The following is a 25,509-nucleotide window of genomic DNA, read 5'->3' as shown; positions in this document are numbered from 1 at the left end:
TCAGTACTTCCTCTCCATCGGCGGGTAGTTCAACTCGCCCTTGTCGTTCTTGGTGAAGACGACCGGCTTCCAGTCGAGCTTGATGTGGTCGCTCGGGTCGGAGGAGTGCGGGTCGCCCGTGAGGTACGCCATGGTGTGCTTCATGTAGTTGTCGTCGTCGCGCTTCGGGAAGTCGTCGCGCATGTGGCCGCCGCGGCTCTCCTCGCGGTTCTGCGCGGCGTAGACGACGACCTCGGCGATGTCGAGCAGGAAGCCCAGTTCGACGGCCTCGAGCAGGTCGGTGTTGAACCGGTGGCCCTTGTCGTCGACGTGCACGTTCTTGTAGCGCTCGCGGAGTTCCGCGATCACACCGAGGACGTGCTGCAGCGACTCGTGCGTGCGGAACACCTGCGCGCCCTTGTCCATCTCGTCCTGCAGCGTCTTGCGGAGGACAGCGATCCGCTCGGTGCCCTGGTTGTTGCGCAGGCCCTCGAGCATGTCGGAGACGAAGGCGGCGGGGTTCTCCGGCAGCGGGACGAACTCGGCCGTCTTGACGTACTCGACGGCGTTGCGGCCGCTCCTCTTGCCGAACACGTTGATGTCGAGCAGGGAGTTCGTGCCGAGACGGTTGGCGCCGTGCACCGAGACGCAGGCGCACTCGCCGGCGGCGTAGAGGCCGGGGACGACGGTGTCGTTGTCCGCAAGCACCTCGCCGTTGTTGTTCGTCGGGATGCCGCCCATGGCGTAGTGCGCGGTCGGCATCACGGGGACCGGCTCCACGACCGGGTCGACGCCCAGGTAGGTGCGGGCGAACTCGGTGATGTCGGGGAGCTTGGTCTCCAGCACCTCGGCGCCCAGGTGCGTGCAGTCCAGCAGCACGTAGTCCTTGTGAGGGCCGGCGCCGCGTCCCTCCGCGACCTCCTGGACCATGCAGCGCGCGACGATGTCTCGGGGCGCGAGGTCCTTGATCGTCGGGGCGTACCGCTCCATGAAGCGCTCACCCGAGGCGTTGCGCAGGATCGCACCCTCACCGCGGGCGCCCTCGGTGAGGAGGATGCCGAGGCCGGCGAGGCCGGTCGGGTGGAACTGGAAGAACTCGAGGTCCTCGAGGGGGAGGCCCTTGCGCCACACGATGCCGACGCCGTCGCCCGTGAGGGTGTGCGCGTTGGAGGTGGTCTTGAAGATCTTGCCGAAGCCGCCGGTCGCGAAGATCACGGCCTTGGACTGGAAGACGTGCAGCTCGCCCGTGGCGAGGTCGTACGCGACGACGCCCGCGACCTGCGTGGCACCCGCCGCGTCCTTCACGGTGATGAGGTCGAGCACGTAGAACTCGTTGAAGAAGTTGATGCCGAGCTTGACGCAGTTCTGGAACAGCGTCTGCAGGATCATGTGACCGGTGCGGTCGGCGGCGTAGCAGGCGCGGCGGACCGGGGTCTTGCCGTGCTCGGCCGTGTGGCCGCCGAAGCGACGCTGGTCGATCTTGCCCTCGGGGGTGCGGTTGAAGGGGAGACCCATGTTCTCGAGGTCGATGACCGCGTCGATGGCCTCCTTCGCGAGGATCTCCGCCGCGTCCTGGTCGACGAGGTAGTCGCCGCCCTTGACGGTGTCGAAGGTGTGCCACTCCCAGGAGTCCTCCTCGACGTTCGCGAGGGCCGCCGCCATGCCGCCCTGCGCGGCACCGGTGTGCGAGCGCGTCGGGTACAGCTTGGAGATCACGGCCGTCTTCGCGCCGGGGCCGGCCTCGATGGCCGCCCGCATGCCGGCGCCGCCGGCGCCCACGATGACGATGTCGAACTGGTGGTAGTGCACGCCGTCACGGACGACGGAATCCTGCGTCTGGGTAGTCACTTCTCGTTTGCCTCTTCTTCTAGCCCTGCGCCTGGCAGGTCTCCCACAGCGTGCTCGACTCGGTCACACCCAGGCACGGGTCGAACGTGAAGACGACCAGGGTGCCGAGGAGGATGAGCAGGCCCGCGGCCAGGCCGAGGGCCCAGACGAGCGCCTTGCGCGCGGTGGGGTTGGTCACGTAGTCGTTCACGATCGTCCGCATGCCGTTGGCACCGTGGATGAGCGCGAGCCAGAGCATCAGCACGTCCCACCACTGCCAGAACGGCGTGGCGAACTTGCCGGCGATGAAGGCGAAGTCGAGGGCGTGGATGCCTTCGCCGACCATGAGGTTGACGAAGAGGTGGCCGAAGATCAGCACGACGAGCACGACGCCCGAGACGCGCATGAAGACCCAGCCCCACTTCTCGAGGTTGATCCCGCGCTGGCGGCGGGCGGGGGCGGCGACGGTCTGGGCGGTCATCAGTGTCCTCCTCCGAAGCCGGCGAACGCGAGCATCAGGTGGCGCGGCACGAAGCCGGCCATGATGATGCCCCACACGAGCAGCACGCCCCAGAAGAGCTGGCGCTGGTACTTGGCGCCCTTCGACCAGAAGTCGACGGCGATGATGCGCAGGCCGTTCATGGCGTGGAACACGATGCCCGCCACGAGCACGACCTCGCCGATCGCCATGACCGGGTTCTTGTATGTGCCGATGACCGCGTCGTACGCCTCCGGCGACACCCTGATCAGCGCCGTGTCGAGCACGTGCACCAACAGGAAGAAGAAGATGGCGACTCCGGTGATGCGGTGAAGCACCCACGACCACATGCCTTCGCGACCCCGGTAGAGGGTGCCGCGGGGGGTCTTGGACGTGGTTTCCGAAATCGACGGTGTCAAGCGAGCGCTTGTGGACACGGTCGTCCTCCCTGGATCGATGTGTTTCGGTCGCGTGCGCTGCTTCGTCCACATCTGGCCTGGAGGAGGGTCAGGCACGCCCGATCGGTGTCCATCCTATTCCCGCGCGGACGCCCCGGGCGACGAAGGGGAGCCTAAGTCGGGCCCGCCGCTACGCTGGCCTGCATGAGCGAGCCGATCGAAGACTTCTACGCGGTCATCCCTGCCGGCGGCATCGGCAGTCGGCTGTGGCCGCTGTCCCGGGCGGACGCCCCGAAGTTCCTGCACGACCTCACCGGGTCCGGCCACTCGCTGCTGCGCGACACGTGGGACCGTCTGGAGCCGCTCGCCGGTCCGGACCGGATCGCGGTGGTCACCGGGCGTGCGCACCGGGCGGCGGTGGAGGCGGAGCTGCCGGGCATCGCCGACCTCAACGTCTTCCTGGAATCGGAGCCCCGCGAGTCCGCGGCGGCGATCGGGCTGGCGGCGGCCGTGCTGCACCGGCGCAACCCGGACGTGATCATCGGCTCGTTCAGCGCCGACCACGTCATCCGGGGCACGCGGGTCTTCGAGTTCGCCGTCCGCGACGCCGTCGAGGTCGCCAGGGAGGGCTACATCTGCACGATCGGCATCGCGCCGACGGAGCCGGCGGTCGGCTTCGGCTACATCAAGAAGGGGCCGGAGCTGGTCGTGGAGCGCGCCCGTGAGGCGGCCCTCGTCGAGAGCTTCGTGGAGAAGCCGGATCTGGAGACGGCCAAGGCCTACCTCGCCGAGCGCACGTACCTCTGGAACGCGGGCATGTTCATCGCGAAGGCGAGCGTCCTGCTGGACGAGCTCGCGGCCAACGAGCCCGCGCTGCACGCCGGCCTGCTCGAGCTCGCCGAGGCCTGGGACGACCGGGAGCTCCGCGGGCCCGCCGTCGACCGCATCTGGCCGCGGCTGAAGAAGATCGCGATCGACTACGCCGTCGCGGAGCCGGCGGCGCGGCGCGGACGCCTCGCGGTGGTCCCCGGGCACTTCGACTGGGACGACGTGGGGGACTTCGCCTCGCTGACGAAGCTCATCACGAACGGCCGCAAGAACGACCTCGCCGTCCTCGGACCCCGCGCCCGGGTGCTCACCGACGCGGCCAGCGGCATCCTCGTCAGCCAGACCACCCGCGTGATCAGCCTCGTCGGCGTGCAGGACATCGTCGTGGTCGACACCCCGGACGCGCTCCTGGTCACGACAGTCGAGAACGCGCAGCGGGTGAAGGGCGTGGTGGAGTCGCTGAAACTCAACGGACAGGGGGATGTGCTCTGATGAGCACCGCCCCGTGCTCATCGGCAGGGTTGATTTCAGCTTTGTAACCATTGGCCCGGCCGCCCGGGGCCGACGTGCACGAACGTCGAAACACTAGGTAACTTTGATCGATCCGCGATGGCCGCGGGTTCGTTGAGGGAGGCATCCGTGACCATCTCCACCACCAAGAAGCTGCTCGGCGCGACGGTCGCCGCCGGTGTCGTCTTCGCTCTTGCCGGCTGCGGTCAGGCGCCGACCGACGAGTCCGAGGGCGGATCCGCCCCCGTCGACTCCGACTTCAAGCCCTGCCTCATCTCCGACGCCGGCGGCTGGAACGACAAGTCGTTCAACCAGTCGGCCAAGGAGGGCATGGACAGCGCCGCCGACGAGCTCGGCATCAAGCCGCTGGAGTTCGAGTCCGCGAACGACAACGACTACGCCCCGAACCTCGAGACCGCCGTCTCCGAGGGCTGCTCCCTCATCGTGTCGGTCGGCTTCAAGCTGTCCGCCGCCACGGTCGAGTCCGCGCTCGCGAACCCCGAGATCGACTACGCGATCATCGACGACTGGGCCGACAACGACTTCGACGGCACCACCGACGCGCCGAACATCAAGCCCCTCGTCTTCGACACCGCCCAGGCCGCCTACCTCGGTGGCTACGCGGCGGCCGCCTGGTCCGCAGAGGCCGGCGTGAACAAGGTCGGCACCTTCGGCGGCATGCAGATCCCGTCGGTCGCCGTCTTCATGGACGGCTACCAGCTCGGTGTCGAGAAGTACAACGAGGACAAGTCGGCCGACGTCCAGGTCTTCGGTTGGGACGCCGCCACCCAGAAGGGCTCCTTCACGGGCGGCTTCGACGCCAACGACACGGCCAAGCAGACCGCTCAGGGCGTGCTCGACCAGGGTGTCGACGTCATCCTCCCCGTCGGCGGCCCGGTCTACCAGAGCGCCGCAGCGGCGATCAACGACAGCGGCAAGGACACGCTGATGCTCGGCGTCGACAGCGACCTCGCCGTCGCCGACCCCAGCGTCGCCGACATCACGCTCGTCTCGATCATGAAGGCCATCGACGTGGCCGTCCGCGACGCGACGCTCGCGGCCGCCGCGGGCGAGTTCGACCCGGAGCCCTACATCGGCACGCTCGAGAACGAGGGCGTGAAGCTCTCCGGCTTCGGCGACTTCGAGGCGGACCTGCCCGAGGGCCTCACGGACGAGCTGGCCGCTCTCCAGGAGCAGATCATCTCCGGTGACATCAAGGTGGAGTCCGAGAACTCTCCCACCCGCTGAGTCGGAGCCGTACCCAGCACGGGGCGAGTGGCGCAGGCTGCCACTCGCCCCGCACTGTGGGCGGCGACGATTCTCCTCGGTGACTCTTCTGGATAAGGTGCAGATATGAAGCTCGAACTTCGCGGCATCACCAAGCGATTCGGCAGCCTCGTGGCGAACGACCACATCGATCTCGTGGTCGAACCTGGTCAGATCCACGCTCTCCTCGGCGAGAACGGCGCAGGCAAGTCGACGCTGATGAACGTGCTCTACGGCCTGTATCAGGCCGACGAGGGCGAGATCCTCCTCGACGACGCCGTGCAGCACTTCCGCGGCCCCGGCGATGCGATGGCCGCCGGCATCGGCATGGTGCACCAGCACTTCATGCTCGTGCCGGTGTTCACGGTGGCCGAGAACGTCATGCTCGGTCACGAGCAGACCAAGGGCCTCGGCACGCTGGACATCGCGAAGGCCCGTGAGCACGTGCGCGCGGTCGCCGCGCGGTTCGGGTTCGACATCGACCCGGACGCCGTCGTCGGCGACCTGCCGGTGGGCGTGCAGCAGCGGGTGGAGATCATCAAGGCGCTGTCCCGCGATGCCAAGGTCCTCGTCTTCGACGAGCCCACCGCGGTGCTGACGCCGCAGGAGACCGACGAGCTCATGGCCATCATGCGCCAGCTCCGGGACGAGGGCACCGCGATCGTCTTCATCACGCACAAGCTGCGCGAGGTGCGCGAGGTCGCCGACCGCATCACGATCGTCCGGCTCGGTCGGGTGGTGGGGGAGGCCTCGCCGACCGCCACCAACGCCGAGCTGGCCTCGCTGATGGTCGGCCGCGCGGTGGAGCTGACCGTGCACAAGGAGGCTCCGCGGCTGGGCGAGGGCGGCCTGGAGGTCCGCAACCTCCGCGTGCTCACCGCCACCGGCGCCATCGTCGTCGACGACGTCGACTTCACCGTGCGACCGGGCGAGGTCCTCGCCGTCGCCGGTGTGCAGGGCAACGGCCAGACCGAGCTCGTCGAGGCCATCGTCGGCCTCGCCGCCCGCGTCGAGGGGAACATCATCCTCGACGGCACCGAACTCGTGGGCAAGAGCGTCCGCGGCATCCTCGACGCCGGCGTCGGGTTCGTGCCGGAGGACCGTACCGAGGACGGCCTCGTCGCCGGATTCTCGGTCGCCGAGAACCTCATCCTCGACCGCTCAGACGATCCCGCCTTCAGCCGGGCCGGGACGCTCCGTCGCGGCGCCCTGGAGGACTTCGCCAAGGAGCGCATCGCGGAGTACGACATCCGCACGCAGGGTCCGTACACCCCCGCGGGCACCCTCTCCGGAGGCAACCAGCAGAAGGTCGTCATCGCGCGCGAGATGAGCCGCGAGCTGCGGCTCTTCGTCGCGGCGCAGCCGACCCGCGGGGTCGACGTGGGCTCGATCGAGTTCATCCACAAGCGCATCATCGAGACGCGGGACGCGGGCATCCCCGTGATCGTCGTCTCGACCGAGCTCGACGAGGTCGCCGCCCTCGCCGACCGGATCGCGGTCATGTACCGCGGCACCATCGTCGGCATCGTCCCCGGTGACACGCCCCGGGAGACACTCGGACTCATGATGGCCGGAGCGGCCGATGCGGAGGTGACCGCGTGAGCGGCGCGACACCCGGTGCAGGAGACGTCACGAAGGGCCTGCCTCCCGAGCAGCTCCCGCCCAGCACGGGCCTCGCGGACGAGGTGCCCCCGGCCCCGCGCGGCAACGTCGTGCTCAAGGAGATCCTCCGCGGCAGCGCGGTCACGACGATCCTGGCGATCGTCCTCGCGCTCATCGTCGGCGGCATCCTCATCGCCTTCACCAACGAAGACGTGCAGAAGGCCTCAGGGTACTTCTTCGCCAAGCCGAGCGACACGTTCGTCGCGGCCTGGAACGCGGTCTACAACGGGTACGAGGCGCTGTTCCGCGGAGCGATCTTCAACGCCCGCGGCGCCGACTTCGCCGCGCAGATCCGGCCGCTGACGAACACGCTGGGCTTCGCGGCTCCGCTGATCGCCGCCGGCCTGGGCGTCGCCCTCGCCTTCCGCGTCGGCCTGTTCAACATCGGTGCCCGCGGTCAGATGCTCGTCGGCGTCGCGGTCGCGGCCCTGCTGACGTTCAACCTCGACCTGCCGATCTGGTTCCACCTCCCCGTCACCCTGCTGGCCGGTATCGCCGGCGGGGCGCTCTGGGGCGGCATCGCCGGTCTCATCAAGGCACGCACGGGCGCGCACGAGGTGATCCTCACGATCATGCTCAACTACATCGCGTACTACCTGCTGCTGTGGATGATCCGCACGCCCGGGCTCCTGCAGAAGCCGGGGACCAACCAGGCGCTGGGCTCGGCCACGCCGGAGAGCGCGCAGTTCCCGACCCTGCTCGGCCCACAGTTCCCGCTCCTGGACCTCGGCTTCGTCATCGTGGTCATCGCGACGGTGTTCGTGTGGTGGCTCATCGAGCGCTCCTCGCTGGGCATGCGCATGCGCGCGGTGGGGGAGAACCCGCACGCCGCTCGCGCCGCGGGCATCAGCGTCAAGCGCGTCTACGTCTATGCGATGCTCTTCGCGGGTGCCCTCGCCGGCCTCGCCGGGATGAACCAGCTTCAGGGCGCCGTCACCACCGGGGTCACCGAGACCATCGACGCCGGCATCGGCTTCGACGCCATCACGGTCGCCCTCCTCGGACGCAGCCGCGCGTGGGGGACCTTCGCGGCCGGAATCCTGTTCGGTGCCCTCAAGGCGGGCTCGTTCTCGATGCAGGCGCAGGACATCCCCGTCGACATCGTGCTCGTCGTGCAGTCGCTCGTCGTGCTGTTCATCGCCGCGCCGCCGCTGCTGCGCACGGTGTTCTTCCTCCCCAAGTCCGATGCAGAGAAGGCGGCCAAGGCGAGAGCCAAGGCCGCGAAGAAGGCGGTGACGGCATGATGTCGCTGGTGCAGACCGAAGCCGCCGACGGCACGGTGCAGCTCGCCACCGTCCGGGAGCGCCACCTCAAGGCGCCGATCAGCCTCGCGGTCGTCACCGCGCTGCTGGCGGTGCTGTTCCTCGCCGTGCCGCGCAGCGGTATCAGCACCTTCCGCCTCGGCGACCGCACGTCGGCCTTCGAGCTCCCCGACGTGGAGCTGCCCACTGCGCCGACCTTCTGGGTGGTCTTCGCCGTGCTCGTCGTCCTCACCGTCGGGGCCTTCCTCCGGGCATGGACCTACCGTGCGCCGTCGATCTGGCTCATCGTCGGCTATGGCGTGCTCGCCGTCTTCGCGTTCCTCGTCTGGGCCGCAGCCGGGGGCCTCGTCCCCGTCACGAGCCTGCTCTTCGGCGCCGTGTCGCTGTCGGTGCCCCTCGTGTTCGGCGCGCTCGGCGGCGTCATCGGCGAACGGGCCGGTGTCGTCAACGTGGCCATCGAGGGACAGCTGCTCCTCGGCGCCTTCTCCGCGGCGCTGCTCTCCAGCATCACCGGCAACGCCTTCGTCGGCCTCATCGGCGCCATGATCGGCGGCGTGCTCGTCGCGAGCGTGCTGGCGGCGTTCGCCATCAAGTACCTCGTCGAGCAGGTCATCGTCGGTGTCGTGCTCAACGTCCTCGTCACCGGGCTCACCGGATTCCTCTACGGCGCGCTCCTCGCCCCGAACGAGACCGAGCTGAACACCCCGGTCCGCTTCTCGCGCATCGAGATCCCGGTGCTGAGCGACATCCCGATCATCGGTCCGGTGCTCTTCAACCAGACCTTCATCGTGTACCTCATGTTCATCACCGTGGCCGTCGTCGCGTGGGGCCTGTACCGCACCAAGTGGGGTCTGCGCCTCCGCGCGGTCGGCGAGCACCCGCAGGCGGCCGACACGGTCGGCATCCGGGTCAACCCGACCCGCTTCTGGAACGTGCTGCTCGCGGGCGCGATCGCCGGCATCGGCGGCGCGTACTTCACGCTCGTCTCGGTCCCGCAGTTCGGCAAGGAGATGACGGCCGGACTCGGCTTCATCGCCCTCGCCGCGGTGATCTTCGGACGCTGGGACCCGATCCGCGCGACGCTCGCCGCCCTGCTCTTCGGGTTCGCGACGAACCTGCAGAACCTGCTGTCGATCCTGAAGACGCCGATCCCCGGCGAGTTCATGCTCATGCTCCCGTACGTGGTCACGCTGCTCGCGGTCGCCGGGTTCGCCGGGCAGATCCGGGGCCCTGCCGCCAGCGGCAAGCCGTACATCAAGTCGTAGAACCCGCAGGGAAGAAGGAACCACCACCATGACGGACATCGACTGGGACGAGCTGCGCCAGGTCGCCGCGGATGCCATGACCAAGGCGTACGCGCCGTACTCGCGCTATCGCGTGGGGGCGGCGGCTCTCGTCAGCGACGGGCGGATCGTCGCCGGCTGCAACGTCGAGAACGCCTCCTACGGTGTCACGCTGTGCGCGGAGTGCGCGCTCGTGGGAGACCTGTTCATGTCCGGCGGCGGGCAGCTCGTCGCCTTCGTGTGCGTGAACAACGACGGCGAGACGATCATGCCCTGCGGCCGGTGCCGGCAGCTGCTGTTCGAGCACGCCGTACCCGGCATGCTGCTGGAGACCGTCTCCGGCATCCGCACGATCGACGAGGTGCTGCCCGATGCGTTCGGGCCGCGCGACCTGGAGGAAGCACGATGACCGCTGGACAGGCTCAGGGAGCCATCGAGCCGTTCGACGCGGTCGACGTGATCCGTGCCAAGCGCGACGGGGGCATCGTGCCCGAGCCGGCCCTGCGCTGGATGGTCGACGCCTACACGCGCGGCTACGTGTCCGACGCGCAGATGGCGTCCTTCGCGATGGCGATCTTCCAGCGCGGCATGGAGCGCGACGAGATCCGCGTGCTCACCGACGCGATGATCGCGTCCGGTGAGCGGATGAGCTTCGCGACCCTCGGCAAGAAGACCGTGGACAAGCACTCCACCGGCGGCGTCGGCGACAAGATCACCCTGCCGCTGGCCCCGCTGGTGGCCTCGTTCGGCGTGGCGGTCCCGCAGCTCAGCGGCCGCGGCCTCGGCCACACCGGCGGCACGCTCGACAAGCTGGAGTCGATCCCCGGCTGGCGCGCGGCGCTCAGCAACGAGGAGATGTTCGCGCAGATGCAGGGTGACGTCGGGGCCGTGATCTGCGCCGCGGGCTCCGGTCTCGCTCCCGCCGACAAGAAGCTCTACGCGCTCCGCGACGTGACCGGCACCGTGGAGGCCATCCCGCTGATCGCCTCCAGCATCATGTCGAAGAAGATCGCCGAGGGGACCGACGCCCTCGTCCTGGACGTGAAGTTCGGCTCCGGCGCCTTCATGCAGGACATCGACCGCGCCCGCGAGCTCGCCCGCACGATGGTCGCGCTCGGCACCGACTCCGGCGTCGCCACCACGGCGCTGCTGACCGACATGAACGTCCCTCTCGGCCGCGCGATCGGCAACGCGAACGAGGTCCGCGAGTCGGTCGAGATCCTCGCCGGCGGAGGACCCGCCGACGTGCGGGAGCTGACCATCGCGCTCGCCAGGGAGATGCTCGCGCTGGCCGGCCAGCCCGATGCGGACGTGGAGGCGGCGCTGGACGACGGCCGCGCCATGGACACCTGGAAAGCGATGATCCGCGCCCAGGACGGCGACCCCGATGCGGCCCTCCCGGTCGCGCGGGAGACGCACGTCGTCACGGCTCCCGCGGACGGCATCGTCACCCGGATGGACGCGCTCCCCTTCGGGATCGCCGCCTGGCGCCTCGGCGCCGGCCGGGCGCGGGCCGAGGACCCGGTGATCTTCGAGGCGGGCATCGACCTGCACGCGAAGCCCGGTGACCGGGTGTCCGCCGGGCAGCCGCTGTTCACCCTGTCGGCGGCGGACGAGGCGCGCTTCCCCCGAGCCATCGAGGCCCTCGAAGGGGCCTGGGAGCTCGGCGCCGACGCGCCGACCGTGGGGCCGATCGTCCGCGAGCGCATCACGGCGTGAGGCCCGGGCGCTAGCCTGGACGAACACCCCGCGACCGAGAGGATCCCCATGTCGATCGATGCGAGCGGCGACGTCGCCATCCAGGGCGTCTCCCTGCGGAGCCTGCCGAAGGTGTCGCTGCACGACCACCTGGACGGCGCCGTGCGTCCGGCCACGATCATCGAGCTCGCCGACGCGATCGGTCTCGACCTCCCCGCCTCCGACCCGGCGGCGCTCGGCTCCTGGTTCGCGACGAAGAGCGACTCCGGATCGCTGGGGGAGTACCTGAAGACCTTCGAGCTCACGACCGCCGTCATGCAGACCCGCGAGGGGCTGACCCGTGTCGCGCGCGAGTTCGTCCAGGACCTCGCGGCGGACGGGGTCATCTACGGCGAGGTGCGCTGGGCGCCGGAGCAGCACCAGGGCGGAGGTCTCTCCCTGGAGGACGCCGTCGAGGCCGTCCAGCAGGGGATCGAGGAGGGCGAGGACGCAGCGGACCGCGACGGCCGCAGCATCCGCGTGGGGCAGCTCCTCACCGCCATGCGGCACACCGACCGCGCTCGGGAGATCGCCGAGCTCGCGGTGGACTTCCGCGGGCGCGGCGCCGTGGGCTTCGACATCGCCGGTCCCGAGGACGGCTTCCCGCCGTCGGACCACCGCGCGGCTTTCGACTACCTCGCCGAGAACTTCTTCCCGGTGACCGTGCACGCGGGGGAGGCGGCGGGGCTCGCCTCGATCCGCTCGGCCCTGCTGGACGGGCGTGCGCTCCGCCTCGGACACGGCGTCCGGATCGCCGAGGACCTCGAGGTCGTCACGCAGGAGGGCGACGAGGTGCAGGTGCGCTTCGGCGACCTCGCGCGCTGGGTGCGCGACCGGGAGATCCCGCTGGAGCTCTCCCCGTCGTCGAACCTGCAGACCGGCGCCGTCGCCGCCTGGGGCAAGACGCTCGCCGATCACCCGTTCGACCTGCTCTACCAGCTCGGCTTCGCGGTGACGGTGAACGTGGACAACCGCACCATGAGCGCGACCTCGCTCACCCGGGAGCTGGCCCTGCTCGTGCAGACCTTCGAGTACGACCTCGACGACCTCGAGGCCTTCCAGTTCAACGCCGCCGCTGCGGCCTTCCTCCCCGTCGAGGAGAGGGAGGAGCTCGTGGAGATGATCGCCGAGGGCTTCGACGCCTGACATGCGCTCCGGGGGGAGGTCGTCGCATTCACGAGCCGGCCTGATCGGCGCGCTCGTCGCCGTCGTGATCGTCGGAGGGGGTGTGGCGGCGTTCGCGGGGCTGCATCGCGCGCCGGAGGAGCGGGTCCCGAAGGCTCAGGGCACCGTCACGACGCCCCCGCTCACGCCGTCGCAGCAGATCCTGGCGGACGCGGACGATCCCCGCGCGTGCGCCGTCACGTTCCGGGGCGAGGGGGCACCGACGGCGCCGATGCTGCAACTCCAGGACGAGCCGTACCGGGGGCTGCCGATCCCGCAGCTCGACGGCCGGGTGTTCGCGGGCTGGTACACCAGCAGCGACGCCGCCACCGCCTTCACGGTGGAAGCACGGGTGAACGGCGCGGATCCCGTCGCGTGCGTACAGCAGCAGACGGAGCTCTTCGCGGCCTGGAAGACGCCCGAGGAGAACGCGGCCGAGGGCGTGCGCGTGCCCATCCTGATGTACCACCAGTTCACGGCCGACCCTGCGGGGGAGAGCGGGTGGCTCCGCGGCAACTACGCGTACATCGGCGACTTCGAGGCGCACATGGCCCACATCGCGAGCACCGGCTTCTATCTGCCCACCTGGGACGAGCTCAGCGCGTTCATCGACGGGCGGCTCTCCCTCCCGGCGCGGAGCGTGATCATCACCGACGACGACGCCGATCAGACGTGGTTCGACCTCGCGGTGCCCGTGGTGGACGCGCACCGGCTCCTGAGCACCTCGTTCATGGTCACGGCCTACCGTCAGGACCCCGCGCCGTCGCCGTGGGTCCAGCGGCGCTCGCACACCCACGACATGCATCAGGCCGGCGACGACGGCAGGGGACGCATGGTCAACTGGACGCCCGCGGAGATCGCCGCCGATCTCGCGACGTCGGGGGACGTGCTCGGCGTCCGCGAGGTCGTGGCCTACCCGTTCGGCCACTACGACGACACGGCGAAGGAGGGGGTCCGGCAGGCCGGCTACGAGCTGGCGCGGACCATCGACCCCGGGTACGTGGTGATCGGGACGGACAAGCTCGCCCTCCCCGTCGTGCGCATCGACTACGGGATGGGGCTGGAAGCCCTGGTGTCGCGCATCGGGTGACCACCCGTCACGCGCGAGGATGAGGGCATGCCCGCCTCCGTCTTCCTCGCCGGTCCCGCCTCCTGGAACCGCATGGTCCTCCTCGACCGTCTCCCCGAGCCCGTGCCGCACATGCAGTTCGCGCAGGCGAGCTGGGAGACGGTCGGCGGCACGAGTGCGGGCAAGGCGCTGAGCCTGACGGCGCTCGGCCGATCCGTGGTGCTGCATGCCGTCGCCGGGGAGGACGAGGAGGGGCTCCGGGTGCGTGCGGCACTCGAGGCGGCCGGGGTGGTCGCCCAGTGGACGGACGGAACCACGGAGCGGCACCTCAACCTCATGACTCCGCAGGGTGACCGGGTGTCGCTGTACCTCTCCACGCCGGCGGAGACGACCGGGACGGAGGACGCCGCGTACGCCACGGCGATGGCCGCCGCCGACGCCGTCGTGCTCGATCTGGCCGCAGAGCCGCGGCGGCTGCTCCCGCTCGCGGCGGCCAGCGGCACGCCGCTCTGGGTCGACGTGCACGACTACGACGGCGTCGACGCGTACCACCGGCCGTTCCTGGCGGCGGCCGCGGCGGTCTTCTGCAACGCGGATCGGCTGGCCGCGCCTGTGGAGTTCCTCCGCGCCGTCGTCGCGGACGGAGCGGAGTTCGCCGTGTGCACGCTCGGTGCCGAGGGAGCGGTCGCGGTCGGGGCGGACGGGGCCGAGCTGCGGGTGCCTGCGCTGCCGGCCACCGTCGTCGACACGAACGGCGCGGGCGACGCGTTCCTGGCCGGAGTCCTCGATGCGCGGCTGGCGGGTGCGGACCTGGCACCGGCGCTCTCGGCGGGTGCGCGCTCGGCGGCCGGAGTGCTGACGACCCGGCACCTGCATCCGCTGCTCGACCCGATCCTCGGGGATCCGCGGGCGGCCTAGGGTGCGACCTGCTCCAGGAAGCCGCCGACGACCTCGGTGACCTCGGCGTGCATCTCCTCGTCGTCGATGGTCGCGGTGCCGTCACCGGACTGGGGGCCGTAGTCGCCGAAGGAGGCGTGGGAGGCGTCGTCGATCTCGACGAACTCGGCGTCCGCGGGGAGCTCGGACCGGGCGTCCGCGATCTTCTCGGGTGTGGAGAGGCCGTCCTCGCTGCCGGAGACGCTGAGGACCGGGAGGTCGGTGTGCGCGAGGTCGGTCGCGCAGTAGGAGGCGAAGAGGACGAGGGCGTCGGCGTCCGTCGCGAGCTGGCAGGCGCGCACCCCGCCGAGGGAGTGGCCGCCTACGGCCCAGGTGTCCACGTCGGGCGCGGCGCTCGTGAACGAGTCGAGGCCGCGCGGATCGAAGAAGGCCAGATGGAGCCAGGGCCGGGTGATGACGACCGTGGTGCCCTCCTCCGCGAGTCCCTGGAGGATCGACGCGTAGGCCCAGGGGTCGACCTTCGCTCCCGGGATGAAGACGAGTCCGCGGTCGGACGCGCCGTCCGCAGGCTCCAGGACGATCCCCTCCTCGGCATCGGTCACCGTGATCGCGGGGTTCTCCCGGACGGCGGCGAGCGGTTCGGGCTCCGCGGCCATGACGCCGACCTGGCTCCACACGAGGATGCCGCCGACGGCGAGGAGGAGGACGATCGCCACACTCCACAGGACTCGTCTCAGAACGCGGCGTCGGGGCTTCTGCTGCACAGCAGCAACGCTACTCCCGCCCGGACGCCGCGTCCTCTCAGCCGGCGAGTGCCGCCTGACGGAGCGCCACCGCGTCGCGGACGGCGGCGAAGAGCGGGTGCTCCGGATCGAGGCCCGTGGTGCGGACGGTGAACCCGCCGGCATCCTCGGTGCGCAGCAGGGTCTGCAGCTCGACCGCCTGCTCGTCGGCGGGGTCGTCGAACTCCAGCGCGGCGGCGACGGCCGCCACCAGGGCGTCCGTCGACAGTCCGTGCTCGGCCGCCATCGCGGCGGGACCGATGAAGCGCTCGTGCCGGGAGATCTTCCGCAGCGGCTGACGGCCGACGCGCTGCACGGTGTCCACGAGCGCGGGGTTGCGGAACCGCTCGAGGATGGTCGCGCGGTACCGCGCGAGATCCGCCGGGTCGAGACCGTGTTCGACGACCAGCACCGCAGACGTCTCCTCCAGCGCCGCGGAGACCTGCGCGGCGATCGCCTCGTCCGCGAGGGCGTCCGAGATCCGCTCGATGCCCGCCCGTGCACCGAAGTACGCAGTGGCGGCATGACCGGTGTTCACCGTGAAGAGCTTGCGCTCGATGTACGGTGCGAGGTCGTCGACGAAGTGGGCGCCGGGGATGCGCGGCGGGGTGTCGCCGAACGGCCGGGCCTCGATCGCCCACTCGAAGTACGGCTCCACCGTGACGTCGATGCCGCCGCCCTCCGGCTGCGCGGGCACGATCCGGTCGACGGCGGTGTTCGCGAACACGGCGCGGCCGAGCAGCGTATCGGCATCCGGCCCCGCCGCGGCGACGATCTCCTGCCGCAGCTGATCGGTGGCGCCGATGGCGTTCTCGCAGGCCATCACCTGCAGCGGCGCGGCCTCGGGGGAGCGCAGCGCGAGTCCGGCGACGATCGACGGGGCGACGAACCGCAGCACGGTGGGGCCGACGGCGGTCGTGACGACGTCGGCCGTCGCCACCTCCTCCGCCACCACGGCGGGGTCCGTGCGGCTGTTCACCGCACGGAACCCGGAGACGACGTGGTCGGTCCCTCCGGGGCCGGCTTCGTGCACGGTGTACGAGTCCGCCCTGTCGATCGCCTCCACGAGCGCGTCGGCGACGTCGCTGAACACGACCTCGTAGCCGCCCTCGTGCAGGAGCAGGCCGACGAAACCGCGCCCGATGTTGCCCGCCCCGAAGTGGACCGCCTTCATCCCTCGTTCACCTCCGAGAGGAGAGCGAACAGCTCGTCCGGCGTCGCCGCCGCCTCCAGCCGGGCGACGTCGTCCTCCTCGGAGAAGAGGATCGCGATGCGGGACAGGATGTCGAGGTGCTCGTCGCCGACACCGGCGATGCCGATCACGAACCGCGCCTGCTCGCCGTCCCAGTCGACGCCGCCGTCATAGCGGACGACGGAGAGGGCCGAGGCGAGGATGGCGTCCTTCGCCTCGTTCGTGCCGTGCGGGATGGCCAGCCCGTTGCCCATGTACGTCGACACGGTCTCCTCGCGCTGGCGCATCGCGTCGACGTACGCCGGGGTCACCGCACCGGCGGCGACGAGGATGTCCGTCGCCTCCTGGAGCGCGTCGTCCCGCGACGCGCCTCCCGGGTGGATGCGGACCTGCTCGGCAGTGAGAACGCTCATTCTTCGTCCTTTCGCTGTTCCTTGACCATCTCGACGACCTCGTCGTACCTCGGCGAGTTCATGAAGTTGTCCACCGACACGTGCAGGGAGTCCGGCGACTTCGCCGTGGCCCGGTCGGTGAGCTGCTGCTGCGTGATGACCACGTCGGCGGCGCCGTCGAGGTTGGCGATGGCGGCGTTCGTGACGGTGACGCCCTCGATGCCGGCCTTCTTCAGCTTGTTGCGGAGCACGCTGGCCCCCATGGCGGACGAGCCCATGCCGGCATCGCACGCGAACACGATGGTCTCGATCGGGGCCGCCGCGACCGCGGTGGTGGCGGGAGCCGGCGTCGTCTCCGGAGCCGTCGTCGCGGTCGAGGTGCGCAGGGCGTCCATCGCCGCGGACGACTTGCCCTTGTTCGCCTCGGTCTGCGCGATGGCCGCGCCGAACGTGTCGCCCTCGGCAGCGAGGTCGCGCTTGCGCGAGGCCCGCAGGATGACCCCGGTGATGAGGAACGTCACGGTCGCCGCGATGATGACCGACAGGTAGACGACGAGGAGGTTGGCGACGCCGGGGCCGATGGCCGCGGCGGTCACGGCGATGATGCTGCCCGGGGCCGCCGGGAAGGCGAGTCCGCCGCCGAGGACCATGTTGGTGGTCACACCGGCCGCTCCACCCGCGATGAGCGCGAGGATCGTGGTCGGCTTGCTGAGCGCGTAGGGGAAGTAGATCTCGTGGATGCCGCCGAAGAACTGGATGATGGCGGCACCGGGAGCGGAGGCCTTCGCCGCGCCGACCCCGAAGAAGGTGAAGGCGAGCAGCAGACCGAGGCCGGGGCCGGGGTTCGCCTCGATGAGGAAGAGGATCGACTTGCCCGTCTCGGCGGCCTGCTCGATACCCAGCGGCGTGAACACGCCGTGGTTGATGGCGTTGTTGAGGAACAGCACCTTGGCCGGCTCGACGATGATCGACACGAGCGGCAGCAGGTTGAGCGACACGAGCCAGTCCACGGCGGCGCCCAGCGCGGCGCTGATGCCGAGCATGACCGGGCCGAAGGCGAAGAACCCGACGATGGCGAGGATCATGCCGAGGATGCCGGCGGAGAAGTTGTTGACGAGCATCTCGAAGCCGGGGCGGATCTTGCCGTCCCACAGCTTGTCGACCTGCTTCATGATCCAGGCGGCGATCGGGCCCATGATCATGGCGCCGAGGAACATCGGGATGTTCGTCCCGACGATCACGCCGACGGTCGCGATCGTGGCGACCACGCCACCGCGCTCGCCGTAGACCATGCGTCCGGCTGTGTTCGCGATCAGGAGGGGCAGCAGGTAGGTGACCATCGGGCCGACCAGGCCCACGTAGGCCAGGATGTTGCCGTCCGCGCCCTCGGCGACCGCGGTCATCGCGCCCTGCCAGCCGAGGACGGCGGAGTCGCCGCCGCCGCCGACGATCTCGGCGACGCCGGCCCAGTGCCAGCCGAACGGGCTCTCTGCCCCGAAGAAGCCCTTCGGGATGAAGAGCATCGTGATGAAGCCCCAGGCGATGAAGGCCGCGATGTTCGGCATGATCATGCCGGAGAGGAACGTGCCGAAACGCTGCACGCCCACGCGGAGGCCGCCGGGGGCGGTGGCGGCGGGTGACGTCGTCGTCATGATGTGGTCTCTTTCTGATGAGGGGGGAGTGCCGCGGCGAGGGTCGCCGCAGCGGTGCGGGCGGAGGGGGCGTCGTCCGCGCCGAGCGCGGCTTCCGCGAGGCGGACGGCATCGTCGCGAGTACGGGCGGCGAGCGCCTGGCGGACGTCCGCGAGGGCTGACGGCGCCATGGAGAGGCTCGTCGCACCGAGCCCCACGAGGACGACGGCGAGCAGCGGGTCGGCCGCCGCCTCGCCGCAGATCCCGACCGGCTTGCCGAGACGGGCGCCGGCCGCGCCGACCTCGCGCACCAGGCGCAGCACCGCGGGGTGCCAGGGGTCCTGGAACGACGCGACGGAACCGAGCAGCCGGTCCGCGGCCATCGTGTACTGGGTGAGGTCGTTGGTGCCGATCGACGCGAAGTCCGCGTGCGCGAGCACCCGGTCGGCGAGCAGGGCGCTGGAGGGCACCTCGACCATGACGCCGGCCGTCTTCAGCCCGTACTCGCGGGCGAGGCCGGTGAAGTACACGGTCTCCTCGACGGTGGCCACCATGGGCGCCATGACCCACAGGTCGGCGTCGGTCGCGGCGTCGGCCTCGGCCAGCGCGGTCAGCTGCTCGCGGAGGATGTCCTCGCTCGCGCGGAGTGCCCGCAGGCCGCGCAGTCCCAGGGCCGGGTTCTCCTCGTGTGCGTCGTTGAGGAAGGCCAGCGGCTTGTCGGCACCCGCGTCGAGCATCCGCACGACGACCTTCTTGCCGGGGAAGGCCTCCAGCAGCTCGCGGTAGGCGTCCCGCTGCTGGGCGACCGTCGGCGCCTGCGACGCGGAGAGGAACAGGAACTCGGTCCGGAACAGGCCGACGCCCTCGGCGCCCCGAGCCACCGCGTCGGCGGCGTCGGCCGGCTTCCCCAGGTTCGCGAGCAGCGCGACCGCTGTGCCGTCGGCGAGCGCGCCGGGGGTGAGCGGGGCGTCGTCGGCGACCAGCCGGGCGGCGGCGCGCTCGGCGGCGCGGGCGCGCTCGTCGTCGGTCGGCTCGCGGGTGATGACGCCCGCGGCCGCGTCGACGATCACGGTCTCCCCGGTCGTCAGGGCGTGCCCGTCGCCGACGCCGACCACGGCCACGATGCCCTTCTCCCTGGCGAGGATCGCCGTGTGGGAGGTCGGGCCGCCGTCGGTGGTGACGAGGGCGAGCACCTGGTCGAGGTTCAGCAGCGCGGTGTCGGCGGGCGCGAGGTCGCGCGCCACGAGGACGAACGGGTGCCCCGGGTCGGGCACGCCGGGGGCCTCCACGCCGCGCAGCCGGGCGAGCACCCGCTGCGCGATGTCGTCGAGATCGGCGGCGCGCTCGCCGAGGTAGCCGCCGACGGCTTCGAGAGTGGCCCGGAAGCCGGCGAACGCGTCGTGCACGGCCCACTCCGCGGTGGCGCCGGCGTCGATCCTGCTGTCGACCTCGTCCTGCAGAGTGGGGTCCTCGGCGATCATCGCCTGCGCCTCGAGCACCTCCTGCGCCGCGCCACCGGCGGCCTCGCCGCGCTGGGTCAGCTCCTGCGCCACGACGGCGACGGCCTCGCGGACCCGCGCGCGCTCGGCATCAGCCCCCGCGGTGCTCGGCGTGTTCTCGGGCGCGGGCAGCGCCTCGGTCATGCGGACGACCGGTCCCTGCGCGACGCCGAGACCGATCCCCACCCCTCGCAGCGCGCTCATCCGGCGGCGTCCTGGTCGTGGTCGGTGGTCAGCAGCTCGGTGAGCGTATCCAGGACCCCCTCCGCGCCGTCGCCCTCGGCCGTGAGCGTCACGTAGTCGCCGTGCTCGATGGCCAGGGCGATCACCCCGAGGATGCTCGCGGCGTTGACCGGCTTGCCGGAATCCTTGGCGATCGTGACCGCGAGGCCGGAGTCCTTCGCGGCCTGCGCGAAGATCTTGGCGGGCCGGGCGTGCAGTCCGTGCGAAGAGCCGATGCGGACGGTGCGGGTGGCGGTCATGGTGTTCCTTTCGGGGCCCCGCCGGCGGCGGCGAGGGTCGACTGGGCGAGGAGAAGCGTGCGGCCGCCGTCGCGATCGGCGAACACGTCGTCGGGCAGGACCGCGACGGGCGCGCGGGTCAGGTCGCGGATGGCGCCGAGGCGCTCACGGAGGTGCGGACCCACGAGGACGAGGTCGTGTCCGCCGACGGGGACGGTGCTCTCGACACCGGCGTCCGCGTCCCAGTCCAGTCCCGCCGCCGCGGCGGCGGTGCGCAGGCGCTGGGCGACGAACGTGCTCGACGCACCGGCGCCGCAGACCACGAGAATCCTCATCGATGTCACCTTCCTGAGAACAGTCTGGGAAACCCGGCCACGGTGGCACCAACACGTTCTCTTCCGCCCCCGCGGAACCCTCCTCGCCGCGCCCCTGTCGCCGGAGGCTGTCATCATGGAGAGCAGTCGGACAGTGCCGTCAGCACGGGAACTCGGAGGGATCATGTCGCGCCAGCGTCAGGACCAGCTCCTCGCCGCCCTGCTGCGCGAGGAGGGCTGGGCGACCGCGGGCACGCTGGCCGACCTCCTCGGCGTGACGCCCCGCAGCATCCGTTCCTACGTCGCGGCCCTGAACGCCCGCACGCCCGGCGCCGCGGTCGTCGAGTCCGGCCCGGCGGGCTATCGGGCGGGTCCCGGTGCCCGCGGTGCGCTCCGGGTCCGGCAGGGCGGCGACTCCGCGCCCCGCGAACGGCTGCACGCCCTGGTCCGGCTGCTGCTGGACGAGGAGGAGGGGATCGACGTCTTCGACACGGCGGACGCCCTGCACGTGAGCGAGGCGACCCTGGAGGCGGATCTCGTGCGCGTCCGCGGGCTCCTCGACGGCACCGACCTCACGCTCGAACGGGCCCGCGAGCGGGTGCGGCTCCGCGGCGACGAGGCCGCCCAGCGCCGGCTGCTCAGCCGCCTCGCCCACGACGAGATGGACGACGCCTCGTTCCACCCCGAGATCTTCCGGCGGGCCCTCTCCGGCACGGCGGTGGATGCGCGGGCGGTGGGACCCTTCAAGTCCGCCCTGGTGGGAGAGCTCGGCGAGCTCGGCTACTACGTCAACGAGCTCGCGATCGCCGACGTCCTGCTGCACATCGCGATCGCCGCCGAGCGGGTGGCCGCCGGGCGCGCCCTCGACGCGCCGCCGGTCGGAGCCCGACCGGAGATCCCGCGGGTGGGCGCGGTGATCGCCCGCCTCGCGGCCGAGCACTTCGCCGTGGTCCTGGGCGAGGGCGACAGCGGTCACCTCGCCTCCCTGGTCCTCACCAGGATCGTCGCCCCGGGCGGCGAGGTGGCGCAGGAGCTCGCCCGCAGCGGCGTCGCCCCGGACGTGGAGGCGGCGGTCCGCGCGGAGATCGCGCGGGCGGCGGAGGACTACCGCGTCGACCTCGTCGACGAGACCTTCGTGCTCCGTCTCGCGCTGCACGTGCAGAACCTTCTGCGCCGTGCCGAGGAGAGCGCGCTCACCCGGAATCCGCTGACCCGCTCGCTGAAGACGACGTACCCGATGATCTTCGAGGTCGCGGTGTCGATCGCGAGCGGCCTGCACGACCGACTCGGCACGCCCATCCACGACGACGAGATCGCCTACATCGCGATGCACGTCGGGGGACGGCTGGAACGGAGCCGCAAAGCGGAGTCCATCCTCACCGCGACCATCGTCTGCCCGGGCTACTACGAGCTCCACGAACTCCTGCGCTCGAGCGTGGACCGCTCGCTGGGCTCCGCGATCGAGGTCACCAGCGTCGTCACGAACGTCGACCCGGACTGGGCGTCGTTCGACACCGACCTCGTGCTGAGCACGATCGAGCCCGGGGCCTCCGGCGACCGCTTCGTGCGCATCCAGCCGTTCCTCACCGACGCGGACGTCGACCGCATCCAGCAGGCCGCAGGGCGCCTGCGCCGGGGGCGACGGCTCGCCCGGCTCCGGGAGGAGCTCGCGCGCTACTTCCACCCCGACGCCTTCGTGCATCCCCTCCCGGACGACGGCGAGGAGGCCATCATCCGGCGACTCGGCGCGCCCCTGGTGCGGGCCGGCCTGATCGGCGACGACTACGTGGAGAACACGATCGTCCGGGAGCGCATGTCCTCCACCGCCTTCACCGACGCGCTCGCCGTGCCGCACGCGCTGCAGATGACCGCGGCGCGGACGGCGATCGCGCTCGGTGTCGCGGAGGGGTCGGCGGCCTGGGGCGACGGACGCGTGCAGGTCGTCGCGCTGGCCGCCTTCAGCGAGAGCGACCGCGCCGCCTTCCAGACCGTGTTCGAGCAGCTCGTGGAGGTGTTCAGCGAGCGCGAGAGCGTGCAGCGGATCGTCCGACGCAGCGCGACCTTCGAGGGCTTCCTCGACGAGCTCGTCGCCGTGATCGACGGCTGAGGCTCAGGCGTCGGGGGCGAGCACCAGGGCGAGCTGGTCGAGGACGCTCTCCGAGGCCGGGCCGGCCGGCGTCTCCAGGGTCACGGCGTCGCCGGGCGCGAGGGCGAGGTCCATCACCGCGAGGACGCTGCGCAGGTCCACGGACGTGCCGTCCGCGGTGCGCAGCGTGACGGGGAGCTCGTGCGCCTGCGCGAGGCGCACGAGCTCCGCGACCGGTCGTGCGTGCACGCCGTTGTGGGCGCTGACGACGACGTGGCGGGCGGGCATGGTCAGGAGCGCTCGTCCAGGAGGACGCGGACGCCGGCCTCCAGCTCGGCGACCGCCGCGGCGGCCGCCTCGGCGGAATCCCCCGTGGCGTCGATGTAGACCTTGAGCTTCGGCTCCGTGCCGCTCGGCCGGACGATCACCCGGGATCCGTCCGAGAGCCGGTACCGCAGCACGTCGCCGGAGGGCTGCCCCGGAGCGCTCTGCAGCAGGTCCTCGGCCGACGCGATCGAACGCCCCGCGATCTGCGTGGGCGGAAGCGACCGCAGCGACAGCATCACCGTGCCGATGAGCGACAGGTCCGACACCCGCACCGACACCTGGGCGCTCGAGAAGTGGCCGTACGTCTCGCCGACCTCGCGGATGAGGTCGGCGAGGGTGAGCCCGCGTTCCTGCGCCTCGGCGGCCAGGCCGAGCACGGCGACCGCGGCGGAGATGCCGTCCTTGTCGCGCACGGTCTCGGGATTGACGAGGTAGCCCAGGGCCTCCTCGAACCCGAAGACGATGCCAGGGGCCCGGGAGATCCACTTGAAGCCGGTGAGCGTCTCGTGGAAGTCCAGCCCGTGCTGCGCGGCGATGGCGCCGAGCCCGGGGGAGGAGACGAGCGAGCACGCGAGCGATGCGCCGGGGGTGCCCGCCGCCTGCCGCGCGGCACGCGCGCCGAGCAGCAGGCCGACCTCGTTGCCCGTGAGACGTCGCCAGCCGTCCGCGGCGGTCTCGTCGGGGACGGCCACCGCGAGGCGGTCGGCGTCCGGGTCGTTCGCGAGGATGAAGTCCGCCTTCGCCTTCCTGGCCGTGGCGAACGCCAGATCCATGGCCCCCGGCTCCTCCGGGTTGGGGAAGGACACCGTGCGGAACGTCGCGTCCGGATGCAGCTGCTCGTCGACCACGATCGGCCGCGGGTAGCCGGCGGCATCGACGATGCGGGCGACCGTCTCCCAGCCGACGCCGTGCATCGCGGTGTAGACCCAGCGCAGGCGGCGGGCCCCCGCGGGCGCCGGGGCGACCGCTGCGGTGGCGGCGACGTAGGCCTGGACGAGGTCCTCGCCCGCGGTCTCGTAGGCGGTGGACCGTGGCAGGGCCCGGACGTCCCCGCTGTCCGCGATCCGCTGGATGTGGGCGGCGATCTCGGCGTCGGCGGGAGCGACGATCTGCGAGCCGGCATCCGCGCCGCCGAGGTACACCTTGTAGCCGTTGTCGTCGGGCGGGTTGTGGCTCGCGGTCACCATCACGCCGGCGTCGGCGCCGAGGTGCCGCACGGCGAAGGCCAGCACGGGGGTGGGCAGCAGGCGGGGGAGCAGGATCGCGCGCAGGCCGGCCCCGGCGAACAGCTCCGCGGAGTCCTGGGCGAACACCCGGGAGTTCCGGCGTCCGTCGTAGCCGATCACGACCGTCGGCGTCGCCCCCGCGGCCCGCTCGCGCAGGTACGCCGCGAAGCCCGCGGCGGCCTGGGAGACGAGCACCCGGTTCATCCGGTTGCTTCCCGCCCCGAGCGCGCCGCGGAGCCCGGCCGTGCCGAACGCGAGACGACTGCCGAAGCGGTCGTCGAGCTCCGCCGCAGCGGCCTCGTCCCCGGAGGCGGCGCGGGTGACGATGCCGGCGAGCTCGTCGCGGGTCTGCGGGTCGGGGTCCTGGCGCAGCCAGGCGCGGGCCTGGGCGAGCCGCTCCTCGCTCACAGGGCCTCGACCACCCGGGCCAGCAGGGCGGAGATCACCGGCTCCGCCTCGCGGCCGGCTTCGATGACCTCGGCGTGGCTGAGCGGCGTCTGCTGGATGCCGGCGGCGAGGTTCGTGATGAGCGAGAACCCGAGGATCTCCATGCCGGCCTCGCGCGCGGCGATCGCCTCGAGCGCGGTGGACATGCCGACGATGTGGCCGCCGATGTGCTTCGCCATCTGCACCTCGGCCGGGGTCTCGTAGTGCGGGCCGCGGAACTGCGTGTAGACGCCCTCGTCGAGCGTGGGGTCGACCGTCCGGGCGATGTCGCGCAGGCGCTTCGCGTACAGGTCGGTGAGGTCGATGAACGTCGCGCCCTCCAGGGGGGAGTCCGAGGTGAGGTTGATGTGGTCGCTGATCAGCACGGGCTGCCCGGGCTTCCACGTCTCGCGGATGCCGCCCGCGCCGTTGGTGAGGACCATGATGCCGGCTCCGGTCGCGGCGGCGGTGCGGACGCTGTGGACGACCCGGCGGACGCCGTGGTTCTCGTAGTAGTGCGTGCGGGCGCCGATGACGAGGACGTTCTTGCCGCCGGGGGTCCGGATACTGCGCAGGGTGCCGACGTGGCCCTCCAGGGCGGGCTTCGAGAATCCGGTGACCTCGGTCGCGGGGATGGTCGCGACGGTCTCGCCGATGAGGTCGGCCGCCTTGCCCCAGCCGCTGCCGAGCGTGAGGGCGATGTCGTGCTTCTCGACGCCGGTCAGCCGCGCGATGTCGGCGGCGGCTTCGGCTGCGACCTCGAACGGGTTCGCAGTGGGGTCGTCGAGGGGGTTGCTGTGGGTTTCAGGCATG

General features: G+C 71.2%; 24 protein-coding genes. 11 read left to right on the top strand and 13 right to left on the bottom strand.

The features are described 5' to 3' along the window. The 3 genes from sdhA to sdhC are packed head-to-tail and all read right to left on the bottom strand — an operon-like array spanning window position 1 to window position 2,721. A complete protein-coding gene (gene sdhA, locus ACIQID_RS13685) occupies window positions 1-1,827 on the bottom strand; it encodes a succinate dehydrogenase flavoprotein subunit (protein ID WP_136051703.1) in 1,827 nt (608 codons plus the stop codon). 19 nt (window positions 1,828-1,846) lie between these two features. Continuing rightward, window positions 1,847-2,287 carry a succinate dehydrogenase hydrophobic membrane anchor subunit gene (locus ACIQID_RS13680; protein WP_060921490.1) on the bottom strand — a complete coding sequence of 147 codons (441 nt, stop codon included), beginning with the start codon at window positions 2,285-2,287 and terminating at the stop codon, window positions 1,847-1,849. After that, window positions 2,287-2,721 (bottom strand): succinate dehydrogenase, cytochrome b556 subunit, encoded by a 435-nt coding sequence (sdhC, locus tag ACIQID_RS13675; RefSeq protein ID WP_082758508.1) that lies wholly within the window; start codon window positions 2,719-2,721, stop codon window positions 2,287-2,289. The genes ACIQID_RS13680 and sdhC overlap by 1 nt, the downstream gene beginning before the upstream one ends. A 165-nt stretch (window positions 2,722-2,886) precedes the next feature. Here sdhC and ACIQID_RS13670 point away from each other — a divergent pair, with 165 nt between their 5' ends. The 10 genes from ACIQID_RS13670 (at window position 2,887) to ACIQID_RS13625 (ending at window position 14,381) form a co-directional block, all read left to right on the top strand. Further along, on the top strand, window positions 2,887-4,002 hold the full coding sequence (locus tag ACIQID_RS13670) for a mannose-1-phosphate guanylyltransferase (protein WP_060921492.1): 1,116 nt from the start codon (window positions 2,887-2,889) through the stop codon (window positions 4,000-4,002). Window positions 4,003-4,149: 147 nt separating this feature from the next. Continuing rightward, entirely contained in the window at window positions 4,150-5,268 is a 1,119-nt protein-coding gene (locus ACIQID_RS13665) for a BMP family ABC transporter substrate-binding protein (protein WP_312675220.1), read from the top strand. A gap of 105 nt (window positions 5,269-5,373) precedes the next feature. Beyond that, complete coding sequence (locus ACIQID_RS13660; protein WP_312675219.1) at window positions 5,374-6,888, top strand: ABC transporter ATP-binding protein; 1,515 nt, start codon at window positions 5,374-5,376, stop codon at window positions 6,886-6,888. Continuing rightward, window positions 6,885-8,192 (top strand): ABC transporter permease, encoded by a 1,308-nt coding sequence (locus ACIQID_RS13655; RefSeq protein WP_292789986.1) that lies wholly within the window; start codon window positions 6,885-6,887, stop codon window positions 8,190-8,192. The genes ACIQID_RS13660 and ACIQID_RS13655 overlap by 4 nt, the downstream gene beginning before the upstream one ends. After that, complete coding sequence (locus ACIQID_RS13650) at window positions 8,192-9,475, top strand: ABC transporter permease (protein ID WP_396654670.1); 1,284 nt, start codon at window positions 8,192-8,194, stop codon at window positions 9,473-9,475. Before ACIQID_RS13655 ends, ACIQID_RS13650 begins: the two co-directional genes overlap by 1 nt. 28 nt (window positions 9,476-9,503) lie before the next feature. Further along, window positions 9,504-9,902, top strand: coding sequence for a cytidine deaminase (locus ACIQID_RS13645; protein ID WP_136051707.1), 399 nt, complete (start codon window positions 9,504-9,506; stop codon window positions 9,900-9,902). Continuing rightward, the gene (locus ACIQID_RS13640; RefSeq protein ID WP_400286063.1) at window positions 9,899-11,212 is read left to right on the top strand and encodes a thymidine phosphorylase; all 1,314 of its coding nucleotides are present in this window, start codon (window positions 9,899-9,901) and stop codon (window positions 11,210-11,212) included. The genes ACIQID_RS13645 and ACIQID_RS13640 overlap by 4 nt, the downstream gene beginning before the upstream one ends. Before the next feature lie 48 nt (window positions 11,213-11,260). Next, window positions 11,261-12,376 carry an adenosine deaminase gene (locus ACIQID_RS13635; RefSeq protein WP_400286060.1) on the top strand — a complete coding sequence of 372 codons (1,116 nt, stop codon included), beginning with the start codon at window positions 11,261-11,263 and terminating at the stop codon, window positions 12,374-12,376. A gap of 1 nt (window position 12,377) precedes the next feature. After that, a complete protein-coding gene (locus ACIQID_RS13630; RefSeq protein ID WP_400286057.1) occupies window positions 12,378-13,484 on the top strand; it encodes a polysaccharide deacetylase family protein in 1,107 nt (368 codons plus the stop codon). Window positions 13,485-13,511: 27 nt separating this feature from the next. After that, complete coding sequence (locus tag ACIQID_RS13625; RefSeq protein WP_400286054.1) at window positions 13,512-14,381, top strand: carbohydrate kinase family protein; 870 nt, start codon at window positions 13,512-13,514, stop codon at window positions 14,379-14,381. On the opposite strand, the gene ACIQID_RS13620 is transcribed toward ACIQID_RS13625, so the two are convergent. The 7 genes from ACIQID_RS13620 to ACIQID_RS13590 all read right to left on the bottom strand — a co-directional run bounded on the left by ACIQID_RS13620 (window position 14,378) and on the right by ACIQID_RS13590 (window position 20,652). Further along, entirely contained in the window at window positions 14,378-15,076 is a 699-nt protein-coding gene (locus ACIQID_RS13620) for an alpha/beta hydrolase (protein WP_400286051.1), read from the bottom strand. The genes ACIQID_RS13625 and ACIQID_RS13620 overlap by 4 nt on opposite strands. A gap of 85 nt (window positions 15,077-15,161) precedes the next feature. Continuing rightward, complete coding sequence (locus ACIQID_RS13615) at window positions 15,162-16,316, bottom strand: mannitol-1-phosphate 5-dehydrogenase (RefSeq protein WP_400286048.1); 1,155 nt, start codon at window positions 16,314-16,316, stop codon at window positions 15,162-15,164. Continuing rightward, a complete protein-coding gene (locus ACIQID_RS13610) occupies window positions 16,313-16,747 on the bottom strand; it encodes a PTS sugar transporter subunit IIA (RefSeq protein WP_025105671.1) in 435 nt (144 codons plus the stop codon). Before ACIQID_RS13610 ends, ACIQID_RS13615 begins: the two co-directional genes overlap by 4 nt. Further along, window positions 16,744-18,378, bottom strand: coding sequence for a PTS mannitol transporter subunit IICB (locus ACIQID_RS13605; protein WP_312675208.1), 1,635 nt, complete (start codon window positions 18,376-18,378; stop codon window positions 16,744-16,746). The genes ACIQID_RS13610 and ACIQID_RS13605 overlap by 4 nt, the downstream gene beginning before the upstream one ends. Continuing rightward, window positions 18,375-20,060 (bottom strand): phosphoenolpyruvate--protein phosphotransferase, encoded by a 1,686-nt coding sequence (ptsP, locus tag ACIQID_RS13600; RefSeq protein WP_400286039.1) that lies wholly within the window; start codon window positions 20,058-20,060, stop codon window positions 18,375-18,377. The genes ACIQID_RS13605 and ptsP overlap by 4 nt, the downstream gene beginning before the upstream one ends. Continuing rightward, entirely contained in the window at window positions 20,057-20,338 is a 282-nt protein-coding gene (locus ACIQID_RS13595) for an HPr family phosphocarrier protein (RefSeq protein ID WP_071329668.1), read from the bottom strand. Before ACIQID_RS13595 ends, ptsP begins: the two co-directional genes overlap by 4 nt. Next, window positions 20,335-20,652, bottom strand: a complete 318-nt coding sequence (locus ACIQID_RS13590; protein ID WP_060923562.1) for a PTS sugar transporter subunit IIB — start codon at window positions 20,650-20,652, stop codon at window positions 20,335-20,337. The genes ACIQID_RS13595 and ACIQID_RS13590 overlap by 4 nt, the downstream gene beginning before the upstream one ends. Before the next feature lie 163 nt (window positions 20,653-20,815). Between ACIQID_RS13590 and ACIQID_RS13585 the strand changes: the two genes are divergently transcribed. Continuing rightward, window positions 20,816-22,738 carry a BglG family transcription antiterminator gene (locus ACIQID_RS13585; protein ID WP_400286032.1) on the top strand — a complete coding sequence of 641 codons (1,923 nt, stop codon included), beginning with the start codon at window positions 20,816-20,818 and terminating at the stop codon, window positions 22,736-22,738. A 3-nt stretch (window positions 22,739-22,741) separates the two neighbouring features. On the opposite strand, the gene ACIQID_RS13580 is transcribed toward ACIQID_RS13585, so the two are convergent. From ACIQID_RS13580 to ACIQID_RS13570, 3 genes are read right to left on the bottom strand one after another with little or no spacing between them, the layout of a single operon-like run. Beyond that, the gene (locus ACIQID_RS13580) at window positions 22,742-23,005 is read right to left on the bottom strand and encodes an HPr family phosphocarrier protein (RefSeq protein WP_312675203.1); all 264 of its coding nucleotides are present in this window, start codon (window positions 23,003-23,005) and stop codon (window positions 22,742-22,744) included. A 2-nt stretch (window positions 23,006-23,007) separates the two neighbouring features. Further along, window positions 23,008-24,678 (bottom strand): phospho-sugar mutase, encoded by a 1,671-nt coding sequence (locus ACIQID_RS13575; RefSeq protein ID WP_400286028.1) that lies wholly within the window; start codon window positions 24,676-24,678, stop codon window positions 23,008-23,010. Beyond that, a complete protein-coding gene (locus tag ACIQID_RS13570; RefSeq protein WP_400286025.1) occupies window positions 24,675-25,508 on the bottom strand; it encodes a purine-nucleoside phosphorylase in 834 nt (277 codons plus the stop codon). Before ACIQID_RS13570 ends, ACIQID_RS13575 begins: the two co-directional genes overlap by 4 nt. Window position 25,509: the final 1 nt, after the last annotated feature.

Origin of the sequence: Microbacterium sp. NPDC091676 (genome assembly GCF_044756645.1) — a bacterium.
Classification (GTDB): Bacteria; Actinomycetota; Actinomycetes; order Actinomycetales; family Microbacteriaceae; genus Microbacterium; species Microbacterium paraoxydans_D.
The sequence above is the reverse complement of the archived record's forward strand: the minus strand, read 5'-3'. Positions and strand labels throughout refer to the sequence as shown.

Bases quoted from the DNA above. Each gene is read 5' to 3' on its own strand.
- ACIQID_RS13630 (WP_400286057.1), top strand. From the start codon at position 12,378: ATGCGCTCCGGGGGGAGGTCGTCGCATTCACGAGCCGGCCTGATCGGC.
- ptsP (WP_400286039.1), bottom strand. From the start codon at position 20,060: ATGAGCGCGCTGCGAGGGGTGGGGATCGGTCTCGGCGTCGCGCAGGGA.
- ACIQID_RS13580 (WP_312675203.1), bottom strand. From the start codon at position 23,005: ATGCCCGCCCGCCACGTCGTCGTCAGCGCCCACAACGGCGTGCACGCA.
- ACIQID_RS13670 (WP_060921492.1), top strand. From the start codon at position 2,887: ATGAGCGAGCCGATCGAAGACTTCTACGCGGTCATCCCTGCCGGCGGC.
- ACIQID_RS13585 (WP_400286032.1), top strand. From the start codon at position 20,816: ATGTCGCGCCAGCGTCAGGACCAGCTCCTCGCCGCCCTGCTGCGCGAG.
- ACIQID_RS13570 (WP_400286025.1), bottom strand. From the start codon at position 25,508: ATGCCTGAAACCCACAGCAACCCCCTCGACGACCCCACTGCGAACCCG.
- ACIQID_RS13680 (WP_060921490.1), bottom strand. From the start codon at position 2,287: ATGACCGCCCAGACCGTCGCCGCCCCCGCCCGCCGCCAGCGCGGGATC.
- ACIQID_RS13645 (WP_136051707.1), top strand. From the start codon at position 9,504: ATGACGGACATCGACTGGGACGAGCTGCGCCAGGTCGCCGCGGATGCC.
- ACIQID_RS13660 (WP_312675219.1), top strand. From the start codon at position 5,374: ATGAAGCTCGAACTTCGCGGCATCACCAAGCGATTCGGCAGCCTCGTG.
- ACIQID_RS13595 (WP_071329668.1), bottom strand. From the start codon at position 20,338: ATGACCGCCACCCGCACCGTCCGCATCGGCTCTTCGCACGGACTGCAC.
- ACIQID_RS13635 (WP_400286060.1), top strand. From the start codon at position 11,261: ATGTCGATCGATGCGAGCGGCGACGTCGCCATCCAGGGCGTCTCCCTG.
- ACIQID_RS13650 (WP_396654670.1), top strand. From the start codon at position 8,192: ATGTCGCTGGTGCAGACCGAAGCCGCCGACGGCACGGTGCAGCTCGCC.
- ACIQID_RS13640 (WP_400286063.1), top strand. From the start codon at position 9,899: ATGACCGCTGGACAGGCTCAGGGAGCCATCGAGCCGTTCGACGCGGTC.
- ACIQID_RS13610 (WP_025105671.1), bottom strand. From the start codon at position 16,747: ATGAGCGTTCTCACTGCCGAGCAGGTCCGCATCCACCCGGGAGGCGCG.
- ACIQID_RS13605 (WP_312675208.1), bottom strand. From the start codon at position 18,378: ATGACGACGACGTCACCCGCCGCCACCGCCCCCGGCGGCCTCCGCGTG.
- ACIQID_RS13590 (WP_060923562.1), bottom strand. From the start codon at position 20,652: ATGAGGATTCTCGTGGTCTGCGGCGCCGGTGCGTCGAGCACGTTCGTC.
- ACIQID_RS13615 (WP_400286048.1), bottom strand. From the start codon at position 16,316: ATGAAGGCGGTCCACTTCGGGGCGGGCAACATCGGGCGCGGTTTCGTC.
- ACIQID_RS13625 (WP_400286054.1), top strand. From the start codon at position 13,512: ATGCCCGCCTCCGTCTTCCTCGCCGGTCCCGCCTCCTGGAACCGCATG.